This window comes from Enterococcus sp. 5H (assembly GCF_028128615.1).
Taxonomy (GTDB): Bacteria; Bacillota; Bacilli; order Lactobacillales; family Enterococcaceae; genus Enterococcus_L.
Genome location: NZ_AMDP01000026.1, coordinates 45,089 through 66,453 on the forward strand (window position 1 = coordinate 45,089; position 21,365 = coordinate 66,453).

Consider the following 21,365-nt stretch of genomic DNA (forward strand, 5'->3'; position numbering starts at 1 on the left):
AAAAAATGAAGGAAAAGGTGGAACGTATGAAAAAAGGGTTAAGAAGAAGTCTTGTGTTAGTGACAACAATACTATTGCTTTCAGCTTGCGGGGGAAATACGAGTAAAAAAGCAGATGGTTCACAAAATGGGGATAGAGATAGTAAAAAATCAGCCAGAGTATTAAATTTGATGGAAGCTTCTGAAATAGGTTCGATGGATACGATTTTTACGCAAGATGAACCAAGTGTTAATGCTCAGTCGAATGTTTTTGAAGGGCTCTATCAATTAGATGGAGATGACAATGTTATACCAGCAGTTGCAAAAGAAATGCCGGAAATCTCAGAAGATGGCAAGACGTATACAATTAAATTAAGAGAGGATGCTAAATGGTCAAATGGCGATCCAGTAACTGCAAATGATTTTGTTTTTGCATGGAAGAAAATGGCTGATCCTAAAAATCAAGCAAATTACTTTTTCTTGATGGACGGAACAATTTTTAACGGAACTGAAATCGTTAATGAAGAAAAATCAGCTGATGAATTGGGTGTCAAAGCATTAGATGATTATACGCTAGAAATTCAAATGGAAAAACCAGTCACATATTTTACGTCATTATTAGCATTTTCACCTTTCTTCCCACAAAATGAAAAATTTGTGACTGAAAAGGGCAAAGATTACGGAACTTCAAGTGAAAATATTGTGTCAAACGGACCTTTCCTTATGGAAAATTGGGATCAATCCTCTATGTCATGGGATTTAGTTCAAAATCCAGACTATTATGATGCCGATAAAGTAAAATCTGAAAAAATTCATTTTGAAGTATTAAAAGAAACGAACACTGTTTTCAACTTATACGAATCAGGTGAATTAGATGTTGCCATTTTAACGGGAGACTTCGCTAAACAAAACAAAGAAAATCCCGATTATGAAGCAATCCAACGCTCAAAAGTTTATTCACTAAGAATGAATCAAAAAAGAAATGACCAACCATCAATATTTGCTAATGAAAATGTTCGAAAAGCAGTAGCATTTGCATTGGACAAAAAGAGTTTAGTTGAAAATATTTTGGCAGATGGTTCTGAAGATATTTATGGCTATATTCCTAGAAATTTTGTATCTAATCCTGAGACAGGAGAGGATTTTAGAAAAGAAGCTGGCGAGTTAGTCAAAACTGATGAAAAATTGGCAAATGAATATTTAGAAAAAGCGAAAAAGGAATTAAATGGTGATATTACAATTGAATTACTATCTAAAGATGGCGATGGCGATAAAAAAGTTGCTGAATTTATTCAAGGTCAATTAGAAAAAACATTGCCTGGTTTGAAAATTAACGTCAAAACAGTGCCTTTAAACAATTCAATTGAATTAATGAAAAAAGGGGACTATGAACTTTCTATCAGCATGTGGGGACCTGATTATCAAGATCCGATGAGCTTCTTGGAAAATTCTGTTAGCACGAAAAACAAAACAAGCTACCACAGCGAAAAATTTGACCAATTAATTGATGATGCTTCAAATAAATATGCTAATGAACCAGAAAAACGTTGGGAAACATTAATTGAAGCAGAAAAAGTTTTAGTAGAAGAAGATGCGGCCTTGATTCCTTTATATCAACAAGCACGCGGACAGTTAGTTCGACCAGGCGTTGAAGGGATTGAGTACCATAATTTTGGGGCAACAAGTACCTATAAATATGCCTATATCAGTGAATAAAATTTTTTGAGGCAAATAGTCTATAAAATTTTTTATAATTCTTCTATCAGAAACACTTGACCTCAAACAGATTTGCTTGTATTATACTACTTGGGCACCTTTGAGAAGGTCAGAAGTTTTTAACGAATTCCAGCTCCCTATTCATTTTGGATAGGGAGCTTTTGTTTTTTATGGAGAAAAAACAAGGTTGGAGCCGTTCACTTCTCTCTACAAATCTATTAAGAGAAAGGGTTTTTTTATATTATGACAAAATACATCTTTGTTACAGGCGGCGTGGTTTCTTCGATTGGTAAGGGAATTGTCGCAGCATCTTTAGGACGATTATTAAAAAATCGCGGCTTAAAAGTAACGATTCAAAAATTTGATCCATATATCAATGTGGATCCGGGAACAATGAGTCCTTACCAGCATGGAGAAGTTTTTGTCACAGATGATGGTGCCGAAACAGACTTAGACTTAGGTCACTACGAACGTTTTATTGATATCAACTTAAATAAATATTCAAACGTGACAACTGGGAAAATTTACTCAGAAGTTTTGAGAAAAGAGCGTAAAGGTGAATATTTAGGTGCGACAGTTCAAGTTATTCCTCATATCACTAATGAGATTAAAGATAAGATAATGCGTGCTGCCAGTATGACAGATGCAGATATTATCATTACCGAAGTTGGCGGAACAGTTGGCGATATTGAGTCGTTACCGTTTTTAGAAGCGTTACGTCAGATGAAAGCTGAAGTGGGCAGTGATAATGTAATGTACATCCACACAACACTAATTCCATATTTAAAAGCTGCTGGCGAGATGAAAACAAAACCAACACAGCATAGTGTAAAAGAATTACGCAGCTTAGGTATCCAACCAAATATTTTAGTTGTTCGTACAGAATTACCAGTTTCCCAAGGAACCAAAAATAAATTAGCTCAATTTTGTGATGTTGCGCCAGAAGCCGTGATTGAGTCGCGTGATGTTGAAACACTTTATTCTATTCCATTGGCTTTACAAGCACAAAATATGGATCAAATTGTTTGTGATCACTTAAAACTTGATGTGCCAGTCGCTGATATGACTGAATGGCGTGCATTAGAAGAAAAAGTTTTAAGCTTGAAAGAAAAAACTAGAATTGCTTTAGTAGGTAAATATGTAGAGTTACCAGATGCTTATCTTTCAGTTGTTGAAGCATTAAAACATGCAGGATTTGCCTTTGATTCTGATATTGCAATTGATTGGATTGATTCACAAGAATTAACAGCAGAAAACGTTGCAGAAACATTGAAAGACGCTGATGGAATTTTAGTTCCTGGCGGTTTTGGTGATCGGGGAGTAGAAGGTAAAATCGAAGCAATTCGTTTTGCTCGTGAAAATGATGTACCATTTTTAGGAATCTGTTTAGGTATGCAAATGGCCTGTGTAGAATTTGCCCGTAATGTGGTTAAATTAGAAGATGCTGGTTCAGCTGAAAACAATCCGGAAATTACCAACAATATTATCGACTTAATGGCAGATCAGGAAAATGTTGAAAACCTTGGAGGAACTTTACGTTTAGGATTATATCCATGTAAATTGAAAAAAGGTAGCGTAACAGCAGAAGCTTATGACGGACAAGAAGTTGTTCAAGAGCGTCACCGTCATCGTTATGAATTCAATAATAAATACCGTCAACTATTTGAAGATAACGGTTTAGTCTTTTCAGGTGTTTCGCCAGATAATCGTTTGGTTGAAATTGTTGAGATTCCTGAAAATAAATTCTTTGTTGGTTGTCAATTCCATCCGGAACTAATCTCTAGACCGAATAGACCACAACATTTAATTAAAGCCTTTGTAGGTGCTGCATTAAACAATCAAAAATAGTATATAAAAAAGTACAAGACCGCTTAAAAGTCTTGTACTTTTTTCATATCATCAACCTGAAGGTTTCCTGACCGTTGCATTTTGAGCAGCAGGCGTCGAAGGTGGTGTTGACGCTTCACTACTTGGCGTAGAAATTTCGTTTTGATCGGTTGTTGTTGGTGCCTCAGGCTCTTCTGTAGGAGCAGGAACTTCGCTAGATTGAGTTGGCGGTGTTTCTGATTGGGTTGTAGTCGTACTACTAGATTCCATAGTAGATGAACTTTCCCAAGTTGGAGCTGTGTAGCTGCTGCTTGAAGGTAGCATATCTTCAAAGGCACCTTTCACATATAATTCTCCACCAGAACGTACAACACTATCAGGCATTGTCCAATCATCACCCATCTTACCTTGAGAAAGATAAACCATCATTTCTCGATAAATATCAGAAGCAGTAGCCCAATATTCATATGATATTGGTGTCAAACGGTTTTTATAACCTGTCCAAACGGAAACTGCATAGTTTGGCGTGTAGCCTACGAATGTACTGTCTGGAGCGATACTAGATGATGCTGAAGCCCCAATCTTGGCTAAATCTTCTTCAGTATAATTGGCTGTACCAGTTTTACCAGCTTGAACTAATCCATCTGCTGCAGCATTAAAGGCAGTACCGCCAGAGATAACATCTTTAAGCATATCGTTCATCATGTAGGCAGTAGAATCTTTCATAGCACGCTTGCTTTCAGGTTGAATAACGTCCTCAGAACCATCTTGATAGACAATTTTATTTACGTAAGTCGGCTTATTATAGACACCCATATTGCCGAATGTGGCATAAGCTGCAGCAAGTTTTAAGGAAGAAACACCGTACTTATTACCATCGAATTCACTAGTATTACTAGAAATTGAATTAGCAGGGACCATTTCCTTAAATTCAATTCCTAAGTTATTCAGGAATTCAGCAGATTTGTCAGTTCCAACGGCATCAAATGTTTGAACAGCAGTGGTATTACGTGAATACATTATGGCTTTACGCATAGTTAGCGCACCATAATATTGCAAATCAGCATTGTTTACAGCAATGTTAGTACCTTTATAGTTTGTTGGCTGATCCATTAAAATTCGGCCGGTTGAGTAATTTAAGTTTTCGATAGCTGGTCCATAATCTGCAATTGGTTTCATCGTGGAACCTACATCACGATCGGTTTCATTTGCTAAATTAGTCCCTAATTGAACATCATCTGGAATATTGCGTCCGCCTATCTGTGCTTTAACTTGCCCTGTTTTAACATCAATGACTGTTGAAGCAACTTGTAAATCAGCATCTGGATATTGAACATATTCGTCAGAATTAACAATGTCGTATAAGTGTTTTTGAGCAGCCATATCTAAGTTGGTGTAAATGTCTAAACCATCTGTATAAATATTTTTACCCATACTTTCAACTTCATTAATAACTTCTTTTAAGTAGTTATCAACAATTCTACGATTATCATTCGACTGTTTAAGTGGTTGAAGACCATCATCAATTGGTGTTGCTTTGGCTTCATCGTATTCTTGTTGTGTAATCTTATTGTTTTCTTTCATTGTAAACAAAACAACGTCACGGCGCTCTTTAGCAAGCTCAGGTTTTGTATAAGGATCATAATCATTTGGTGCTTGAGGCATACCAGCTAATAAAGCCGTTTGTGGCAGATTAAGCTCAGACAAGGGTTTGCCATAATAATTCTGTGCCGCTGTTTCCATACCATAGAAACCATTAGCCATGTACACTTTGTTAATGTAGTAGGTTAAGATTTCTTCTTTTGATTTTTCTTTTTCTAGCTGGATAGCTAACCAGGCTTCTTGAGCTTTTCGTTTAAGATTTTGATCTTGTTCAGAGGTGGAGAAGTAAGAAAGTTTAATTAACTGCTGCGTTAAGGTACTTCCCCCTTGTAGACCACCTGTTTTGAAGTTAGAGAAAGCTGATCCGATAATTCGGATTGGATCAACCCCGCTGTGTTTGTAAAAACGTTTATCTTCAACAGAAACAACAGCATCTTTTAATAACTGAGGAACTTCTGTCGGTTTGATCATTTCACGTTTCTCAGAACCTAATTCTTCAAAAACTTCATTATTGGCATCATAAATTTTTGATGAAACAGTGGCACTTAATTTTTCGTCATCTAGCTTGGGGGCATCTTTTGCATAAGACCAAAAAAGACCGAACCCAGCAAGTAATCCTAAAATCCCTAGTACAACTAGCGCTAAAAAGATTTTCAATAGAATTCGTTTTTTCTTTGGTTTTTTGCCACCGCTAGAAGGTGTGTTTTCCGTAGTTGTTGAAGTAGAGGTGTGACCGTGTCTGGCCGCACGAGATCCTATTTCATCAGTTGTCATTAATCACAACTCCTTTGTTTGATTGAATATGTTGGTCGACTGCGCCTAAATAAGGTACTCTAGGTGCGATACCTATTGGGATTTCGATTCCGTTTGTTTCGATAGTCAACAGGGATAACGATTTTTTGCCTGTACTTTTTTGTTCGGACCAATATGTAACTAATTTTTCTCCACTTAAAAAGAAGCATCTGTTCAATGAAGAAAACCACAAGAGAACAAAGCAAATTCCTTTTTGAGCTAAACATTGTTTAAAATGTTCAATCTGGTGTTCGTGAAAATTTTTGAAAGGAAAAGAGGTTTTATTTTGTGTTTCTTTTGCTTCAAAATCCAGATAAAATCCGTTGTAGACACCGTTATAATCAGTAGTTGAAGCTTGTCTGAAATAGGCTTCTTTGATTACTGCCGCGCTACGTTTGGGATAATCAACTTTTACAATTTGAACAGGAGTCGGTTTTTTGTGAACAACAGCTTTACTGTGTAGTAAGTAATAGGCATTACTCTTGTTGATTTCTTCTTCAAAATCCATTCCTCGTTTACCAAATTGAATTGATTTGTGTTTTTTTACTTGTTTTTTTTGTTTAGGTGTTTCATGATTACTATAGGGAGTTCCATTAGGATAATGAAAAGCCATTTATATCACACTCCTAGGCAACATTATAACAAAAAATCTTTGTGAAAGAAAAGGAATGTCTATGGAAAACGTAAAAACACTTTATGTGACTGGTTATAAAAGCTTTGAAATCGGGGTTTTTCAAGACAATGACCCTAAAATAACAGTTATTAAAAAAGTATTAAAAAGGGAAATAAGTGACTATTTGAACGCTGGTTTAGAGTGGGTTTTGGTGTCTGGTAACCTAGGGACAGAAATTTGGGCAGCAGAAGTGGTTGCTGAATTGAAAAATGATTATCCTGATTTAAAATTGGGGATTATTTATCCTTTTAAAGAATTTGGCAGTAACTGGAATGAGAAAAACCAAGGAAACTTAACAAAAATTGAAGGTTTAGCTGACTATGTTGATTCAGTGAGCCATCAGCCATATCAATCACCAGCACAATTAAAGATGCATACAAAGTTTTTATTAGAGCATTCAGGCGCTTCATTACTTGTTTATGATAAGGAATATCCTGGGAAAACGGAGTATTTCTTAAAAGATGCTGAACTTTTTTCTGAGAAATATCCGTATGAAATCCGCTTAATAACCATGGATGATTTACAAAACTCGATGCAAGAGTGAGAATCTAATTGATTTTTCCTCGGTTTTCCGATACAATAATGCTGTTGAACTATGAACTTTTATCCTAATCAAAGAAAATAATGAGGTGTAAATATGGCAAATTTAGTATACAGTCCAAAAGATATCCTGCAAAAAGAATTTAAAACAAAAATGCGCGGTTATGATCCAGTTGAAGTCGATGAGTTTTTGGATAATGTCATCAAAGATTATGAAGCATATAACAAAGAAATTTTAAAATTACAAGAAGAAAACAATCGTTTGTCAGCTAAATTAGATCAAGCATCTAAAGTTCAGCAAGCTATGCCTCGTGGTACTCAGGAAATGCCTAAGAGTGCAGCAGTAACAAACTTTGACATCTTAAAACGTCTGTCTAACTTAGAACGTGAAGTTTTCGGTAAAAAATTAGACGATACTCCTGCTTCAAACCCAATTTCTGGAATGAGTCATTCTAACTCATATGAAAGCAGCTTCCACAATCCTTATGAGCGTGAAGTAGATAATTCTGAAACACGTCAATTTTAATATTTAAATTTTGTTTGTAATTTTCGGGTGATCGCGGTTTGATTTTTTCAAGCTGAGGAAAGTCCATGCTCGCACAGGCTGAGATGTCTGTAGTGTTCGTGCTTAGCGAAATCATAAGCTAAGGTACTTGTAAAAGTAACGGCAGGAAAAATGACTAAGGTTTCGGCTATGTCAAAGTAACCTTGAAAGTGCCACAGTGACGAAGCAATTCTGGAAACGGAATTGGTGGAACGCGGTAAACCCCTCGAGCGAGCAACCCAAACTATGGTAGGGGCACTCTTCTAAAGGAAATGAACGAGTAGAAGAGGCAGATTAATTTCTGCAGATAGATGATGACCGTTGAATGTTTTTCCCTGAGAGGCATTCAATACAGAACATGGCTTATAGAAAATTACAAGTATCAGGATGACCTTCCAACTTTGTTGTGAAGGCTTTTTTTAAAGTAAGAGATAAAGATTTTTAATGTAGATAGTAGAATTATCAGTTCTTAACGATAATAAGAACAAGAGGAGATATAATGACAAAAGAAAAAACATTCAAATTAGTAGCGACAGCTGCAAGTGGTTTAGAAGCATTAGTTGGAAAAGAATTACGTGATTTAGGTATTCCTTGTGAAGTTGAGAATGGGAAAGCCTTGTTTGAAGGCACCATGGAAACGATTGCTACAGCAAATTTATGGCTAAGAACTGCTGACCGTGTGAAAATCATTGTTGGTGAATTCGATGCTTTTAGTTTTGACGAGTTGTTTGAAAAAGTTAAAGCTTTGCCTTGGGAAGATTATTTACCAATGGATGCAGAGTTTCCGGTTGCAGGTAAATCTATTAAATCAAAGCTTTATAGTACGCCAGATTGTCAGTCAATTACGAAAAAGGCAATTGTTAATCGTTTGAGAGAAGTGTATCATCGTCCAGCAACCGTGCCTTTAGCTGAGACTGGCGCTTTTTTCCAATTAGAAGTGGCCCTTTTAAAAGATCATGTAACAGTGACTATTGATACAACAGGTCCTAGTTTATTTAAACGCGGGTATCGAATTGAAAAAGGCGGTGCACCATTAAAAGAAAACATGGCAGCAGCGCTAGTTACATTGACCAACTGGCGTAAAGATCGTCCGTTCTATGATCCTGTTTGCGGTTCAGGTACAATCTGTATTGAAGCGGCATTAATTGGTCATAATATCGCCCCTGGGTTTAATCGTGAGTTTGTCTGTGAGACATGGGATTGGTTTGATTCAGAAGTATTTGAGAAAGTCCGGACAGAGGCTGATGAAAAAGCTGACTATGATATTGAATTGGACATAACAGGAACTGATATTAACGGAAAAATGATTGAAATTGCCAAAGCGAATGCAGAAGAAATCGGTTTAGGTAATTCCATTAAATTTAAACAACTAGCTTTAAAAGATTTTACTACAGATAAAGAATATGGTGTAATGGTCGCAAATCCTCCATATGGAGAACGTTTAGGCGAAGAAGAATCTGTACGTCAGTTATATAAAGAAATGGGAGAAGTTTTCCGACCATTAAAAACTTGGAGTAAATATATATTGACGAGTGATTTAACCTTTGAACAGTTTTATGGAGCCAAAGCAACGAAAAAAAGAAAATTGTATAATGGTGCCCTACGGACTGATTTATTCCAATATTGGGGAGAAAGACCACCTAGAAAACCAAGGGAAGAGTAGGTGTAATGTATGAAAGAACAAGAATTTCTGCAAGAAGTTAAAGAAATTGAGTTGTTAAATGAAGCTCTAGGCTTACTGGAGTGGGATAGTCAAACAGGGATGCCTGAAACCAGCAGTTCATTTCGCGGAGAAGTAGTTGGTTATTTATCGGGAATGGCTTTTGAGCGCAGCGTAGGAACGAAAATTAAAGACGCTATAGCTTATTTTGACATTCACACAGAGGAGTTAACTGAAACAGGTACAGAGGTTTATAAAAAGGTTAAAGAAGATTATGAATTAAATCATAGCATTCCAGCTGAACGTATGCAGGCGTATAATACGGCGTTGACGAACGCTCATGCTGCATGGCTTAAAGCGCGAAAAGCTAAAGATTTCAAAAAAATGCAAACTGAGATTGAAACGATCATCGAATTTCTAAAAGAATTTATTCCTTATTGGAAAAAAGATGAAGCAACCAATTACGATGTTCTATTAAATCAATATGAACCTGAGTTAACGGTTGAAAAACTAGATAAAATCTTTACTCAAGTAAAAAATGGAATTATGGAAATTAGAGCGACAATTGCTGAAAAAGGCACTGTTCCTCAAACTGATTTTTTAACTAGAAAAGTAACTAAAGAGCAACAACGAAAATTTGTGATGGGTGTCACAGAGCAATTAGGTTATGATTTTACTCGTGGTCGTTTAGATGATACGGTTCATCCATTTATGCTAGATTTAAACCGAAACGATGCTCGTATTACAACACGTTGGGATGAACATAACTTTTCAATGGCAACATTTGGCGTTATTCATGAAGCTGGACATGGAATTTATGAACAAAGTATTGATCCAAAATATGACTACACACCACTATCAACAGGTGCATCAATGGGGATTCACGAATCTCAATCGTTGTTCAATGAAATAATTATTGGCAGTAATAAACAATTCTGGCAAAAACAATATCCTTTCTTTAAAGAGTGTACAGAAGGAACATTTGACGACATTGATTTTGATGTCTTCTACGATTCATTGAAAGAAACAAAGGCTAGTTTAGTTAGAATTGAATCGGACAGTTTGACTTATCCGTTACACATTATTATTCGCTATGAAATTGAGAAAATGATTTTTAACGAAGATGTTTCAGTTGCGGATTTACCAAAAATTTGGAACGATAAGTATGAAGAATATCTTGGCATTCGTCCTGAAAATGATCTAGAAGGAATTGTGCAAGATGTTCATTGGTCTGGCGGCAGCTTTGGTTACTTCCCGTCATATGCATTAGGTTATATGTATGCAGCTCAATTACATCATGCAATGAAAAAGGAAATGGATGTCGATACTGTTTTATCTAGTAACGATTATTCTCCAATCAAAAATTGGCTAACTCAGCATATTCACCAGTATGGTGCGTCTAGAAAACCGAATCAATTGATTCTTGATGCAACAGGAGAAGAGTTGAATCCTCAATATTTAATCGACTACATGAAGTCTATTTATTTTGATGTATATAAAATTTCAGAATAAGCATTAGCATCAGAAAGCAGGGAGCAGTATGTTAACAATTAACGACTATTTAAAAGCTGGTGAAACGACTGTCTCCAATTTGGTCCTTGAGAACTATCACAAAATTGGACTAAATGATGAAGAATTTTTATTTTGGCTGCAGTTGTTTCATTTACAAGTAAAAGGAAATTTGTTTCCTGAATTAGCTGAAATCAGTCAAACAATGGGTAAATCGATTGATACAATCTATAAGTTACTAAATCAATTGGTTTCGCGAGGTTTTTTGACGATCCAAACAAAACAGAATGAACAAGGTCAAATGATGGATACGTACGATTTATTGCCTATTTTCCAAAAAATTGAACTTTTACAGCAGAAGGAAACAGAAACCGAAAAAGAACTTGCATCTGAAGAAACAATCAAGGCATTGTATCAAGGCTTTGAAAAAGAATTTGGTCGTCAACTATCACCAATTGAACTAGAAATGATTGGACAATGGCTGGAAACAGACAATTACCAACCAGAATTAATTCGTTTGGCTTTACGAGAGGCCGTTTTAAACCAAGCTTACAGTTTGAAATATATTGATCGAATTTTACTTGCTTGGGAACGGAAAAATATTACGACGAAAGAGCAAGTGGCAGAAGACCAAAAACGTCGAAAACAAGCCTTAATTCAAAAGGAAATTGAACAACAAAGTGCAGCGAATGAGCCAATTCCCAAAGTCACTTTGCATAATTGGCTTAATCCTGATGATAACGAGTAGGAGGTAGATAAATGCTTTCAAAAGAAAAGACAATGGAAGCAATTGAAATTATGTATGAAATGTTTCCAGATGCTGAGTGCGAACTTATTCATAAAGATCCATTTCAATTATTAGTTGCAGTAATTTTAAGTGCACAAGCGACAGATGTCTCTGTTAACAAAGCAACACCTGCCCTGTTTGCAGCGTACCCAACACCTTCTGCGCTCGCTGAAGCCCCTATAGAAGCAATCATAGATAAAATTAAAACTATTGGTTTATACCGAAATAAAGCAAAGAATATCAAGGCATGTGCAGCTCAATTGTTGGAACGATTTAATGGTGAAGTTCCTCGAACGAGAGAGGAATTAGTTTCATTGCCAGGGGTTGGTCGTAAAACGGCTAATGTTGTGATGGGCGATGCTTTTGGTGAGCCAGCTATTGCAGTTGATACACATGTTGAACGAGTATCTAAACGGTTGCGTATTTGTAAACTAAGTGCTAGTGTAACGGAAGTTGAGGATACACTTATGCGCAAAATACCTAAAGAGTTGTGGGTAAAAACACACCATACGATGATCTTTTTTGGACGCTATCATTGTCTAGCAAGAAGTCCTAAATGTGATATATGTCCATTGTTATACATGTGTCAAGAAGGCAAATCAAGAATGAATAAGATTTAAAAAAACTGTTCCCAAGCTAGCTACTAGTTTGAGAACAGTTTTTTTATTTTAACCAATTCCAATAACAAAATGTAGAAGTTTGTCTGAATAAGTTAATTCATCCAAATCAGTTTTGATTGTTTGGTTTAATAATTTTAATTGATCCGTCACAATCCCATCCACACCATAAAACATCATACGAGTCATTGTGTCTTCATCATTGACAGTCCAGGCATAAACTTTTTTGTTGTCATTATGAGCGGCATTAATGAAGTTACGGTTTAAAGTCGAGTATTCCATTGTAAAAAAGTCGACATTAGAAATAGGCGGGCCAACGATATTGAAAGGTAAAATGTAGCCAACATAAAATTCTGGTTCTTTTTCTTTTAATTCTGTCGCAATATTGAAAGTTAACGTTTGAAGTATATGTTTTTCGGCAAGGATAGTGGTACGATACTTTTCAATAAATCGATCAATCATATCGGGGCTATCTTGTTTTGTAGCTTTAATTTCTATCAATAATTTTTGATCTAATTCTTTTGCTTTGGCCAAATAGTCATCAAATGAACAGATATAATCCTCCATACCATTTTCGCTAACTTTAAGTTGGGTCAATTCAGCTAAGGTTAATTCGTTTGGACGCTTATTGACACCAGCAAGTTTTTTTAAGTTAAAATCATGCATTACCACAAATTCTTTATCTTTGGTTTCTTGAATATCCATTTCAACGTAATCTGGTTTTTCCTGGCTAGTTTTTTCTAAAGCAGATAGGGTATTTTGAACGCCATTTGCATTATCTACTCCTCTATGAGAAAGTGTTAACGGTTTTGTAAGGGAAGGATTACTTAAGTATTCAGTATTATAAGTGCCTACACCGATACCGAAAATAGCCGCTACTAAAGCTAAAACGCTAACTTTTAAAAGACTCCATTCAGTTTTAGGTTGTTTATCTTTTGTCGGAAACCACTGTGGTATTTCAGGTAAAATCCCAGCATCATCCATATAATCAATAGTGATATAAAAAATCCCCACAGTAGAAAATACAATATTCAGCAATAAAACAAATTGTAGCAAGGTCATAGCAATGACCGCACTAACCAATGCATAATCAGGAAAAGCCGACTCAATAATTGCTTGTCCAGCCAAAATAATCGTACTGCTAAATATAAATATGAAAAGAATACTACCGCCAATGACAATAAATTGTCCAAGTATCTTAAAAAATTGTTTTTTTGTAGAAAGCCAGCTTTCTTTTACAGCTTGTTGAAAGGGAACATCTCTCAGAATCATTTCTGGTAACGCAAAGATTAATCGAATAGATAAATAAAACAAAATGATATAACCAACAATGACCAAGGCGATAATCGTAACACGATTGGCAAAAATAAAATCCATAATGAAGGCTGGAACTTTTATTTTTGCAAGCAAATCAGAATTAAAACCTAACCCACTTAACGGAAGAACAAGAAAAAAGTAAAACAGAAAAAAGAGTACAGTGCTAAAACGAATTTTTTTAAGTTGCAGAATTGTCCCTTTTAGCAAATTTGAAAGCGAAATAGGTTTATTTTTCTTGATGAAAAAAATACTTAATAACAAAAAAGTAAATTCAAAGAATACGGCAATTACCATCGCTAAAAGAAGCAAAATTAGAGCAATTAGAACGCCTGGATGCTTTGCGAAAATCAAAGGTATCGTATCATAAGACAAATAATCTATTTTTCCTCGCCTTAAAATAAATCGGGTAGTACTAGCTAAAAATGGTAATAAGATAAACAGCATAAATCCATGCATTAATAAAACATCACGAAAATAAGCTGAAGTACCAGCAAAAAACTCTATCAAATTTTTAAAACTATTTTTTATATAAGTCATCTTGAGAAGCCGCCTTTATGTAATGTGTAAAAGAACCAAAATTTATTAAAACCATATTTGTTCGGTTTTAGAGGGCAAGACAAAAGTGAATTAAACGTTTGTCTTACCCTCATATTAAAATACTATTATAATCTTTTTATGCTTAAAAACCTAGTAAACCGTTTAAAAATGTACCGCCATAAATCAATGCTAAACTATACAAGAAAATTGAAGCTGGTTTTGCTAACAAAATAATCAAGGTGAACTTTTTCACTGACATTTTCGTTAAGCCAGCCATTAAACAAAGTGCATCATCTGGTGCTACTGGGAAAAAGATTGCTAAGGCGAACAAGCGCTCAAAGCGTTTTTCATTATCCAGCCAGCCGATGTATTTATTATACGTTTTGTCACTGACTAAGCTTAGTATAAACGGTTTCCCGTATTGTCTGCCTAAAAGGAAGATGAGAATTGATCCAATCGCAATTCCAACATAATTATAAATAAAACCAGCAAAAGGACCGAAAATCAAGACCCCAGCTGCACAACTGATTCCACCTGGTATAATTGGAATCACGACCTGCACGATTTGTACTAATATAAATACTAAAGGGCCTAAGAGGACTGAGTCACCAACTAAACCTCTCAATGCATTAACATCTTTAAATACACCTAACCGCATAAAATAGATTGTCACAGCAATGGTAGCTATAATTCCAACAATTGAAATGCAATTAATAATCTTTCTTGAAAGTGCGATGCTCATTTTATCATCTCCTTAGACTAGGTAACTTTAGTATAAAAGTCTTTATTTTATTTTACCATTGATTGGTAGTTCATTTCACGAATAAAATTGTAAGATTGAACTCTTTTAAAGCTATCTTACAAAATAAATAGGTAAAAAACATCCTACTTGAGACTGAATTGAAAAATAACGAAGGTTTTTCTATTTACAAGTAACAACGAGAGGATTATAATAAAATTGAAAGTTATGGCGCGCCTAAAAAATAAATAATATAAACCTGATGATTTATAAATGAATGAGGGATAGTTGTGAAAGATAAAAAAAGTGAAGCGGAAAAAATATTAAATTATGCTAACGGACCTAGTTTAGAAGAAATCAATAATACTGTTGAGGTCCCTAAAAATGCTAGTTTTGGACGAACATTGTTGGCATATAGCGGTCCGGGAGCGTTAGTTGCAGTAGGTTATATGGATCCGGGGAATTGGATTACGTCGATTGCTGGCGGTGCTGAATATAAGTACGCATTATTAAGTGTCATTTTGCTATCAAGCTTAATTGCAATGTTGCTTCAAAGTATGGCAGCTAAATTAGGGATTGTGACAGGGCGTGACTTAGCGCAGGCAACAAGAGAGCATACAAGTCGAAAAACGGGATTTGTGCTATGGATTATTACCGAGTTAGCGATTATGGCAACCGATATTGCTGAAGTAATCGGTGGAGCGGTAGCATTGCAGTTGCTATTTGGCTTTCCACTATTGATTGGTGTATTGATTACGACATTTGACGTGTTGTTATTACTTTTATTGACCAAATTAGGCTTTAGAAAAATTGAAGCAATTGTTGCTTGTTTGATTTCTATTATTTTCTTTGTATTTGCGTATGAAGTTGCTTTGGCCGATCCTAACATGGGTGAGGTTTTACGAGGATTCATTCCTGATACTAGAATTGCTACAGATAAATCTATGTTGTTTTTAGCGTTGGGTATTGTAGGGGCAACAGTTATGCCACATAATTTATATTTACATTCCTCTATTGCACAAGCAAGAAAATTTGATCGTAACGATGATAAAGAAAAAGCGAAAGCAATTCGTTTTACGATTTGGGATTCTAATATTCAATTAACGGTCGCATTTGTAGTGAACTGTTTGCTGTTAATCTTGGGAGGAGCTTTGTTTTATGGAACGAATAGCGATTTGGGAAAATTCGTTGATTTGTTTGATGCTTTGAAAAATCCTGATATCGTTGGAAATATTGCTAGTCCAGTGTTAAGTATTTTATTTGCGATCGCATTACTCGCCTCAGGGCAAAATTCTACTATTACAGGAACACTTTCCGGTCAAATTGTTATGGAAGGGTTTATTCACTTAAAAATGCCGCTATGGATGCGGCGTGTGGTGACTCGTTTGATCGCGATTGTGCCCGTGATTATTTGTGTTATTTTGTATGGTGGAAGGGAATCAGCGGTAGAAGATTTACTGCTGTATACCCAAGTATTCTTAAGTATCGCCTTACCAGTCTCGATTATTCCATTAACATTGTATACAAGTGATAAAAAAATTATGGGTAAATTTGCTAATCCAACATGGATAAAAGTTCTTGCATGGGTTATTGCGATTGTTTTAACTGCCTTAAATTTATTTTTGATCTACGGAACATTAACAGGAGTAAATGTATAAGTAAGAGAAGCTGTTCACACAGAATGGCTTTTTTGTTTATACGTGAAACTATGACAGAAGTTAATAGAATTCAAGTGGTAGAAATGGTAGAATGGAATGGACTAAAATTTTGAAATGAGGGTTTTAAGTGACTGAATATTTAAATGTTGGGAAAATTGTGAATACCCAAGGCTTGAAAGGGGAGGTTCGTATAATTTCTCAAACTGATTTTCCAGAGTTACGTTATAAAAAAGGCACCGTTTTGACACTGTTTCAAGAGAAAAAACAACCTATTGAATTAACTATTAATTCCCATCGTAAACATAAAAATTTTGATATTGTGACTTTTGTAGGACACCAGTCAATCAATGATGTTGAAAAATACCGTAATGGAATTTTAAAAGTTGCTAAAGACAATTTAACAGAGTTACCTGAAGATGAATTTTATTATCATCAAATTATTGGTTTAACTGTAATTGATGAACAAGGTGAAGAGCTAGGTAAAATAAAAGAAATTCTTTCACCAGGAGCAAACGACGTCTGGGTAGTTCAAAGACCTAAGAAAAAAGATGTATTGATTCCTTATATTGAATCTGTTGTGCAGTCGATTGATTTAGAGAACGGAGTTGTACGAGTAGAAATTCCAGAAGGTTTGATTGATGATGAAAATTGATGTATTGACGCTATTCCCTAGAATGTTTGAAGGACCAATGGGTGAGTCTATTATCGGTAAGGCAGTAGATAAAAAATTGCTTGAAATCAATGTTTCTAATTTTCGTGACCACTCAGATAGTAAACATCAAACTGTTGATGATTACCCATATGGCGGTGGAGCGGGAATGCTTTTAAAAGTTCAACCGATTTACGATAATTTAAAACATATTGAAGAAATCTCTCCTGAAACGAAGAAACGTGTGATTTTACTAGATCCGGCAGGGAAACAATTTGACCAAAAAATGGCAGAAGAATTTTCTGAAGAAGAGCATTTAGTTTTTATTTGTGGTCATTATGAAGGGTACGATGAACGGATTCGAACATTGGTGACGGATGAAGTTTCATTGGGAGATTACGTTCTAACAGGTGGTGAACTTGGTGCAATGGTGATGATTGATGCCACAGTCCGTCTACTTCCCGAGGTTTTAGGGAATAAGTTATCTGCTCAAACAGATTCGCATTCAACAGGTTTATTAGAGCACCCGCAATATACTCGCCCAGCAGAATTTAACGGTATGTCAGTTCCTGATGTTTTAACAAATGGTAATCATAAACTGATTGATGAATGGCAGCAAAAAGAATCATTAAGAAGAACATTAGAACGTAGACCTGATATGTTAGAAAAAATAGAATTAACTGAGCAGCAGGAGAAGTGGCTGCAAGAAATCCAAAACGAAGTAAACGATCACGATTAAGTTACTCGAAATGGAGGAGTATGTATGACGATATCAGCAAATGTTATTGACCAAAGTACTTGGAAACGTAAAGAACATTTTGATTTTTTCTCTGGAGAAGGTGTATCTCCGCTGTATGATGTGACCACACAATTGGATGTGACTCATTTTTATCGCTATGTGAAACACAATCGGCTATCGTTCTATTATGGTTTGATCGCAGCGACAACGGAAGTCATGAATCAAATTGAAAATTTTCGATATAAGGTTCGTGGAGATGAAGTAGTTTTAGTAGAACGTTTGATTCCAAGTTTTACAGATTTAAAGGCTGGTAGTGAGTTATTTCATATTGTAACATTGGATTTTCAAGGTAGTTTAAAAGAGTTTTCAGATGAAGCCAAAAGAGTCAGTGATGAACAGCAAGATTATTTTCCGCCTTCTGAATATCAGCAAGATACAATGATTCAATTTTCTTGTTTACCTTGGTTTTCCTTTACTAATTTAGGAAACGAGCTTAGTCTTAATCGAGATGATTCGATTCCCAAAGTAACTTGGGGAAAATTTGAGCAGATAGGGGAACGTTTGTTGTTGCCATATTCTGTTCAAGTAAATCATCGTCTGGTTGATGGTATTCATTTGGGTAAGTTAATTAATCAGCTGCAAAACTATTTAGATAACCTTGTCATTGAGCATAGTATTTAAGGTCTATCAAGAAAAATCTCTTTACAGCCTAGAATAGCTGTGTTAAACTATTTTGTGAGTGTAAAACGCTCAACTATTACGATATTCCGCTGTGGCAGTGCCATAAGAATGTTTGGAATGAGGAGAAAAAAGAATGAATCCATTAATTCAAGAATTAACACAAGAACAATTACGTACGGATATTCCTGCGTTTCGTCCTGGTGACACTGTTCGCGTTCATGCGAAAGTAGTCGAAGGTACACGCGAACGTATCCAGTTATTTGAAGGAGTTGTTATCGGACGCCGTGGCGCTGGTATCAGCGAAACTTATACTGTACGTAAAATTTCAAATGGTGTTGGTGTGGAACGTACATTCCCATTACACACACCACGTGTTGCTCAAATCGAAGTAGTTCGTTATGGTAAAGTTCGTCGTGCGAAACTTTATTACCTACGTGCATTACACGGAAAAGCAGCTCGTATTAAAGAAATTAGAAGATAAGTGTTTCTTAGATTGCCCGAGTAAGAAAAAAGTGCGAAAGTCCTTGATATCAAGGGCTTTTTCTTTTGGTTTTGTTTAAGGAAATCGTGTGTATTTTCTGTGATTGTCCTTGATTATCCCATCTTGACTACCTGTGTTGTCAGAAAACAGGGAGAAATCATAGGGAAAATTGACAACAAAAAGGATTCCCAAAATACCAAAACGATACTCCAATTTAGCAGATTAGAGGATGAGTCTGCTAAATTTCTAAAAAAAGGCAGTGCAGCTACAACGGTTGTAAATTGGACAAGCCAAAGCACTTTTTGACAAATGAAAGGGCGATTGAGCTTATGTTAAAAGAAGATCATAGAATTATTTGGAAAGAAAAAAACGATCTAGAGCTAATGCTGATTATTCAAAAATTTATTGAAATGAAAGATATTAAGACTGTAAGGGAGTATCAAAAATTTAAAAAAGAAAATTCTAGTACAGTCCCTAGTCTTTGGGTAATCAATGAACGATTTGGTTCATGGGAATGTTTATTGAAGCGTTTGGGAAAGAAGACTTATGATCGATATAGATGGGCAAATTATTCAAATGAAGAATTATATGAGATTGTTCAATCATTTATTTTGACGAATAACATTCGTTCGCAAAGAATGTATGAGGTAAAACGTATGGACAAAAATCTTCCTAGTGTATCAATCTTGAAGAAACGCTTTGAGAACATGAATGATCTTTTTAACAAAAAATCTAGTGCAGTTATTTGTGCAACAGACTTTGAGCTTTTAACAAGCTTAAAAAATGAAATCATTCGATTGAACCTAGAAGAAAGCTTGTCGATGACCGAGTTTAGGAAAAGATATGATAGAGACGCTTTACCATCAATTGATACGATTATGAGAAGAACAAATAAAAATTGGGAAGAGTTATTAACTGAAATTGGTTATGATTATCGACCAGTTAAAACAAGTAGACTTTTACAAAATTTAGAAAATTAAGTACGAGGTTATGAACGAATAAAATAATTACACAATAGCCTGATTTTGAACCTAAAAATCAGGCTATTTTTTGTAGAAAAGGAGGAAATTTGTTGAAGATAATAAAAAAATCAATAGATGTTTAATAAAGTAAATACTACAATAAGAAGAATCATTTCATAAAATTGAAGATAGTATCAACATGCTATGCATTGGACAGAAGAGAAATAAGGAATAATACTATAAAAATAATTAAGAGTACAAGAGCAATTCTTTTTGATTTTAGACGTAGATTGGTGCTTGTATCATTAATAGAGATATTCATTAAGTATATTGAAAAAATGATGCCAAGCGTGTATAGAAAATTAATCATATGCTTTCCCTCCTAAGAATTTATGATTTAATCGTATAGATACTCAAAAACTGTTCTTAAATTTTTTAGAGACACTAGCATACATACAAAAGCTTTTTTACTTGGTGGACAACCTGGAGCTGGAAAGACAGCTTTAAGATATGCAATCATGAAGGAAATTGGTACGAATATAATTGTGGTAGATAATGATTCATTTAAACAAGCCCATCCAAATTTCGATGAAATTGTAGAACAATACGGCAAAGACTATGTGACACAAGTGACGCCATTTTCTAATCGTTTGACAGAAGATATTGTGGAATATTTGAGTGACAAGAATTATCATTTGATTATAGAAGGAACTCTAAGAACGATAGAAGTACCAACAATGACTGCTAGTTTACTAGAAGCAAAAGGATATAAAATGAGTCTCTATGTCGTTGCTGTTTCAAAAGACTTGTCCTATTTAGGGACAGTATCAGTTTTCTAAAGATGCTATAACGGCTAGAGAAACAAAAAAGGAGCAGCATGATTTGGTTGTACAAAATTTATCAGAAAATGTTTCGACCTTATATAAAGAAAATGTCTTTAAAACAATCAAGGTTTTTGATAGAGAAATGAATCTATTATACGATTCTGGACAGACACCTTTAAAGAATCCAAAAAATGTTTTAGAACCGATATTAAGTGGGGAAGCAGAGACTGATGGTCTTATTGTTCAAATTGAAAAGACTATGCAGTTGATGGAGATAAATGGGCATCAAAAGTCTAAAAGTTATAAAGACTTGGTAATTAAATATAAATCTTTAAAAGAGATATTCTAAGAAATGAATAGCTTTTTAAGGGTTTATATGTTAAGCGATGGTGGGATATTACTGGATTTTTGTGAATAGAAAATGATTTCTTGGAAAAGTACGATATAGTCTAGGGGAATTATAATGCATTAATTAGTTATACTATCGTACGTAATACTTAGCATACTTTTTAATTATTATATTCTTGCTTGAT

The 21,365-nt window shown here is 35.0% G+C and carries 20 protein-coding genes and 1 other RNA gene; 17 read left to right on the forward strand and 4 right to left on the reverse strand.

Annotation, left to right across the window (positions count from 1 at the left end; genetic code table 11):
• Window positions 1–26: 26 nt before the first annotated feature.
• Entirely contained in the window at window positions 27–1,694 is a 1,668-nt protein-coding gene (locus C240_RS11125) for a peptide ABC transporter substrate-binding protein (RefSeq protein ID WP_271495620.1), read from the forward strand.
• 243 nt (window positions 1,695–1,937) lie between these two features.
• Entirely contained in the window at window positions 1,938–3,542 is a 1,605-nt protein-coding gene (locus C240_RS11130) for a CTP synthase (RefSeq protein WP_271495623.1), read from the forward strand.
• Between the two features lie 51 nt (window positions 3,543–3,593).
• On the opposite strand, the gene C240_RS11135 is transcribed toward C240_RS11130, so the two are convergent.
• Window positions 3,594–5,897 carry a PBP1A family penicillin-binding protein gene (locus tag C240_RS11135; protein ID WP_271495627.1) on the reverse strand — a complete coding sequence of 768 codons (2,304 nt, stop codon included), beginning with the start codon at window positions 5,895–5,897 and terminating at the stop codon, window positions 3,594–3,596.
• The gene (gene recU, locus C240_RS11140; RefSeq protein ID WP_271495630.1) at window positions 5,887–6,528 is read right to left on the reverse strand and encodes a Holliday junction resolvase RecU; all 642 of its coding nucleotides are present in this window, start codon (window positions 6,526–6,528) and stop codon (window positions 5,887–5,889) included. The genes C240_RS11135 and recU overlap by 11 nt, the downstream gene beginning before the upstream one ends.
• A gap of 61 nt (window positions 6,529–6,589) precedes the next feature.
• Between recU and C240_RS11145 the strand changes: the two genes are divergently transcribed.
• The 7 genes from C240_RS11145 (at window position 6,590) to nth (ending at window position 12,248) form a co-directional block, all read left to right on the forward strand.
• Window positions 6,590–7,132 carry a DUF1273 domain-containing protein gene (locus C240_RS11145; protein ID WP_271495635.1) on the forward strand — a complete coding sequence of 181 codons (543 nt, stop codon included), beginning with the start codon at window positions 6,590–6,592 and terminating at the stop codon, window positions 7,130–7,132.
• A gap of 93 nt (window positions 7,133–7,225) precedes the next feature.
• The gene (gene gpsB / locus C240_RS11150; protein WP_271495638.1) at window positions 7,226–7,654 is read left to right on the forward strand and encodes a cell division regulator GpsB; all 429 of its coding nucleotides are present in this window, start codon (window positions 7,226–7,228) and stop codon (window positions 7,652–7,654) included.
• Window positions 7,655–7,673: 19 nt separating this feature from the next.
• Window positions 7,674–8,043, forward strand: an RNA gene (rnpB, locus tag C240_RS11155) — RNase P RNA component class B.
• Between the two features lie 128 nt (window positions 8,044–8,171).
• Window positions 8,172–9,335, forward strand: a complete 1,164-nt coding sequence (locus tag C240_RS11160; protein WP_271495641.1) for a THUMP domain-containing class I SAM-dependent RNA methyltransferase — start codon at window positions 8,172–8,174, stop codon at window positions 9,333–9,335.
• Between the two features lie 9 nt (window positions 9,336–9,344).
• A complete protein-coding gene (locus C240_RS11165) occupies window positions 9,345–10,844 on the forward strand; it encodes a carboxypeptidase M32 (protein ID WP_271495644.1) in 1,500 nt (499 codons plus the stop codon).
• 28 nt (window positions 10,845–10,872) lie between these two features.
• Window positions 10,873–11,589: a DnaD domain protein gene (locus tag C240_RS11170; RefSeq protein WP_271495648.1), complete on the forward strand. Its 717-nt coding sequence runs from the start codon at window positions 10,873–10,875 to the stop codon at window positions 11,587–11,589.
• Between the two features lie 11 nt (window positions 11,590–11,600).
• A complete protein-coding gene (gene nth, locus C240_RS11175; RefSeq protein WP_271495651.1) occupies window positions 11,601–12,248 on the forward strand; it encodes an endonuclease III in 648 nt (215 codons plus the stop codon).
• A 48-nt stretch (window positions 12,249–12,296) separates the two neighbouring features.
• Here the strand turns inward: nth and C240_RS11180 are convergent, their stop codons facing one another.
• Together C240_RS11180 and C240_RS11185 are read right to left on the reverse strand one after the other, a co-directional pair.
• On the reverse strand, window positions 12,297–14,099 hold the full coding sequence (locus C240_RS11180) for a glycerophosphodiester phosphodiesterase (protein ID WP_271495654.1): 1,803 nt from the start codon (window positions 14,097–14,099) through the stop codon (window positions 12,297–12,299).
• Between the two features lie 142 nt (window positions 14,100–14,241).
• A complete protein-coding gene (locus C240_RS11185; protein WP_271495657.1) occupies window positions 14,242–14,841 on the reverse strand; it encodes a TVP38/TMEM64 family protein in 600 nt (199 codons plus the stop codon).
• 287 nt (window positions 14,842–15,128) lie between these two features.
• On the opposite strand from C240_RS11185, the gene C240_RS11190 reads away from it, so the two are divergent.
• The 8 genes from C240_RS11190 (at window position 15,129) to C240_RS11225 (ending at window position 21,181) form a co-directional block, all read left to right on the forward strand.
• Window positions 15,129–16,496: an Nramp family divalent metal transporter gene (locus C240_RS11190; RefSeq protein WP_271495661.1), complete on the forward strand. Its 1,368-nt coding sequence runs from the start codon at window positions 15,129–15,131 to the stop codon at window positions 16,494–16,496.
• 127 nt (window positions 16,497–16,623) lie between these two features.
• The gene (rimM, locus tag C240_RS11195) at window positions 16,624–17,148 is read left to right on the forward strand and encodes a ribosome maturation factor RimM (protein WP_271495666.1); all 525 of its coding nucleotides are present in this window, start codon (window positions 16,624–16,626) and stop codon (window positions 17,146–17,148) included.
• Complete coding sequence (trmD, locus tag C240_RS11200; RefSeq protein ID WP_271495699.1) at window positions 17,138–17,884, forward strand: tRNA (guanosine(37)-N1)-methyltransferase TrmD; 747 nt, start codon at window positions 17,138–17,140, stop codon at window positions 17,882–17,884. Before rimM ends, trmD begins: the two co-directional genes overlap by 11 nt.
• A 24-nt stretch (window positions 17,885–17,908) precedes the next feature.
• The gene (locus C240_RS11205) at window positions 17,909–18,565 is read left to right on the forward strand and encodes a CatA-like O-acetyltransferase (RefSeq protein ID WP_271495669.1); all 657 of its coding nucleotides are present in this window, start codon (window positions 17,909–17,911) and stop codon (window positions 18,563–18,565) included.
• 133 nt (window positions 18,566–18,698) lie between these two features.
• Window positions 18,699–19,046, forward strand: coding sequence for a 50S ribosomal protein L19 (gene rplS / locus C240_RS11210; RefSeq protein ID WP_010761540.1), 348 nt, complete (start codon window positions 18,699–18,701; stop codon window positions 19,044–19,046).
• A 329-nt stretch (window positions 19,047–19,375) separates the two neighbouring features.
• Window positions 19,376–20,026, forward strand: coding sequence for a hypothetical protein (locus C240_RS11215; RefSeq protein ID WP_271495675.1), 651 nt, complete (start codon window positions 19,376–19,378; stop codon window positions 20,024–20,026).
• A gap of 431 nt (window positions 20,027–20,457) precedes the next feature.
• Window positions 20,458–20,847, forward strand: coding sequence for a zeta toxin family protein (locus tag C240_RS11220; RefSeq protein WP_271495702.1), 390 nt, complete (start codon window positions 20,458–20,460; stop codon window positions 20,845–20,847).
• A 43-nt stretch (window positions 20,848–20,890) separates the two neighbouring features.
• Complete coding sequence (locus C240_RS11225; RefSeq protein ID WP_271495679.1) at window positions 20,891–21,181, forward strand: hypothetical protein; 291 nt, start codon at window positions 20,891–20,893, stop codon at window positions 21,179–21,181.
• Window positions 21,182–21,365: the final 184 nt, after the last annotated feature.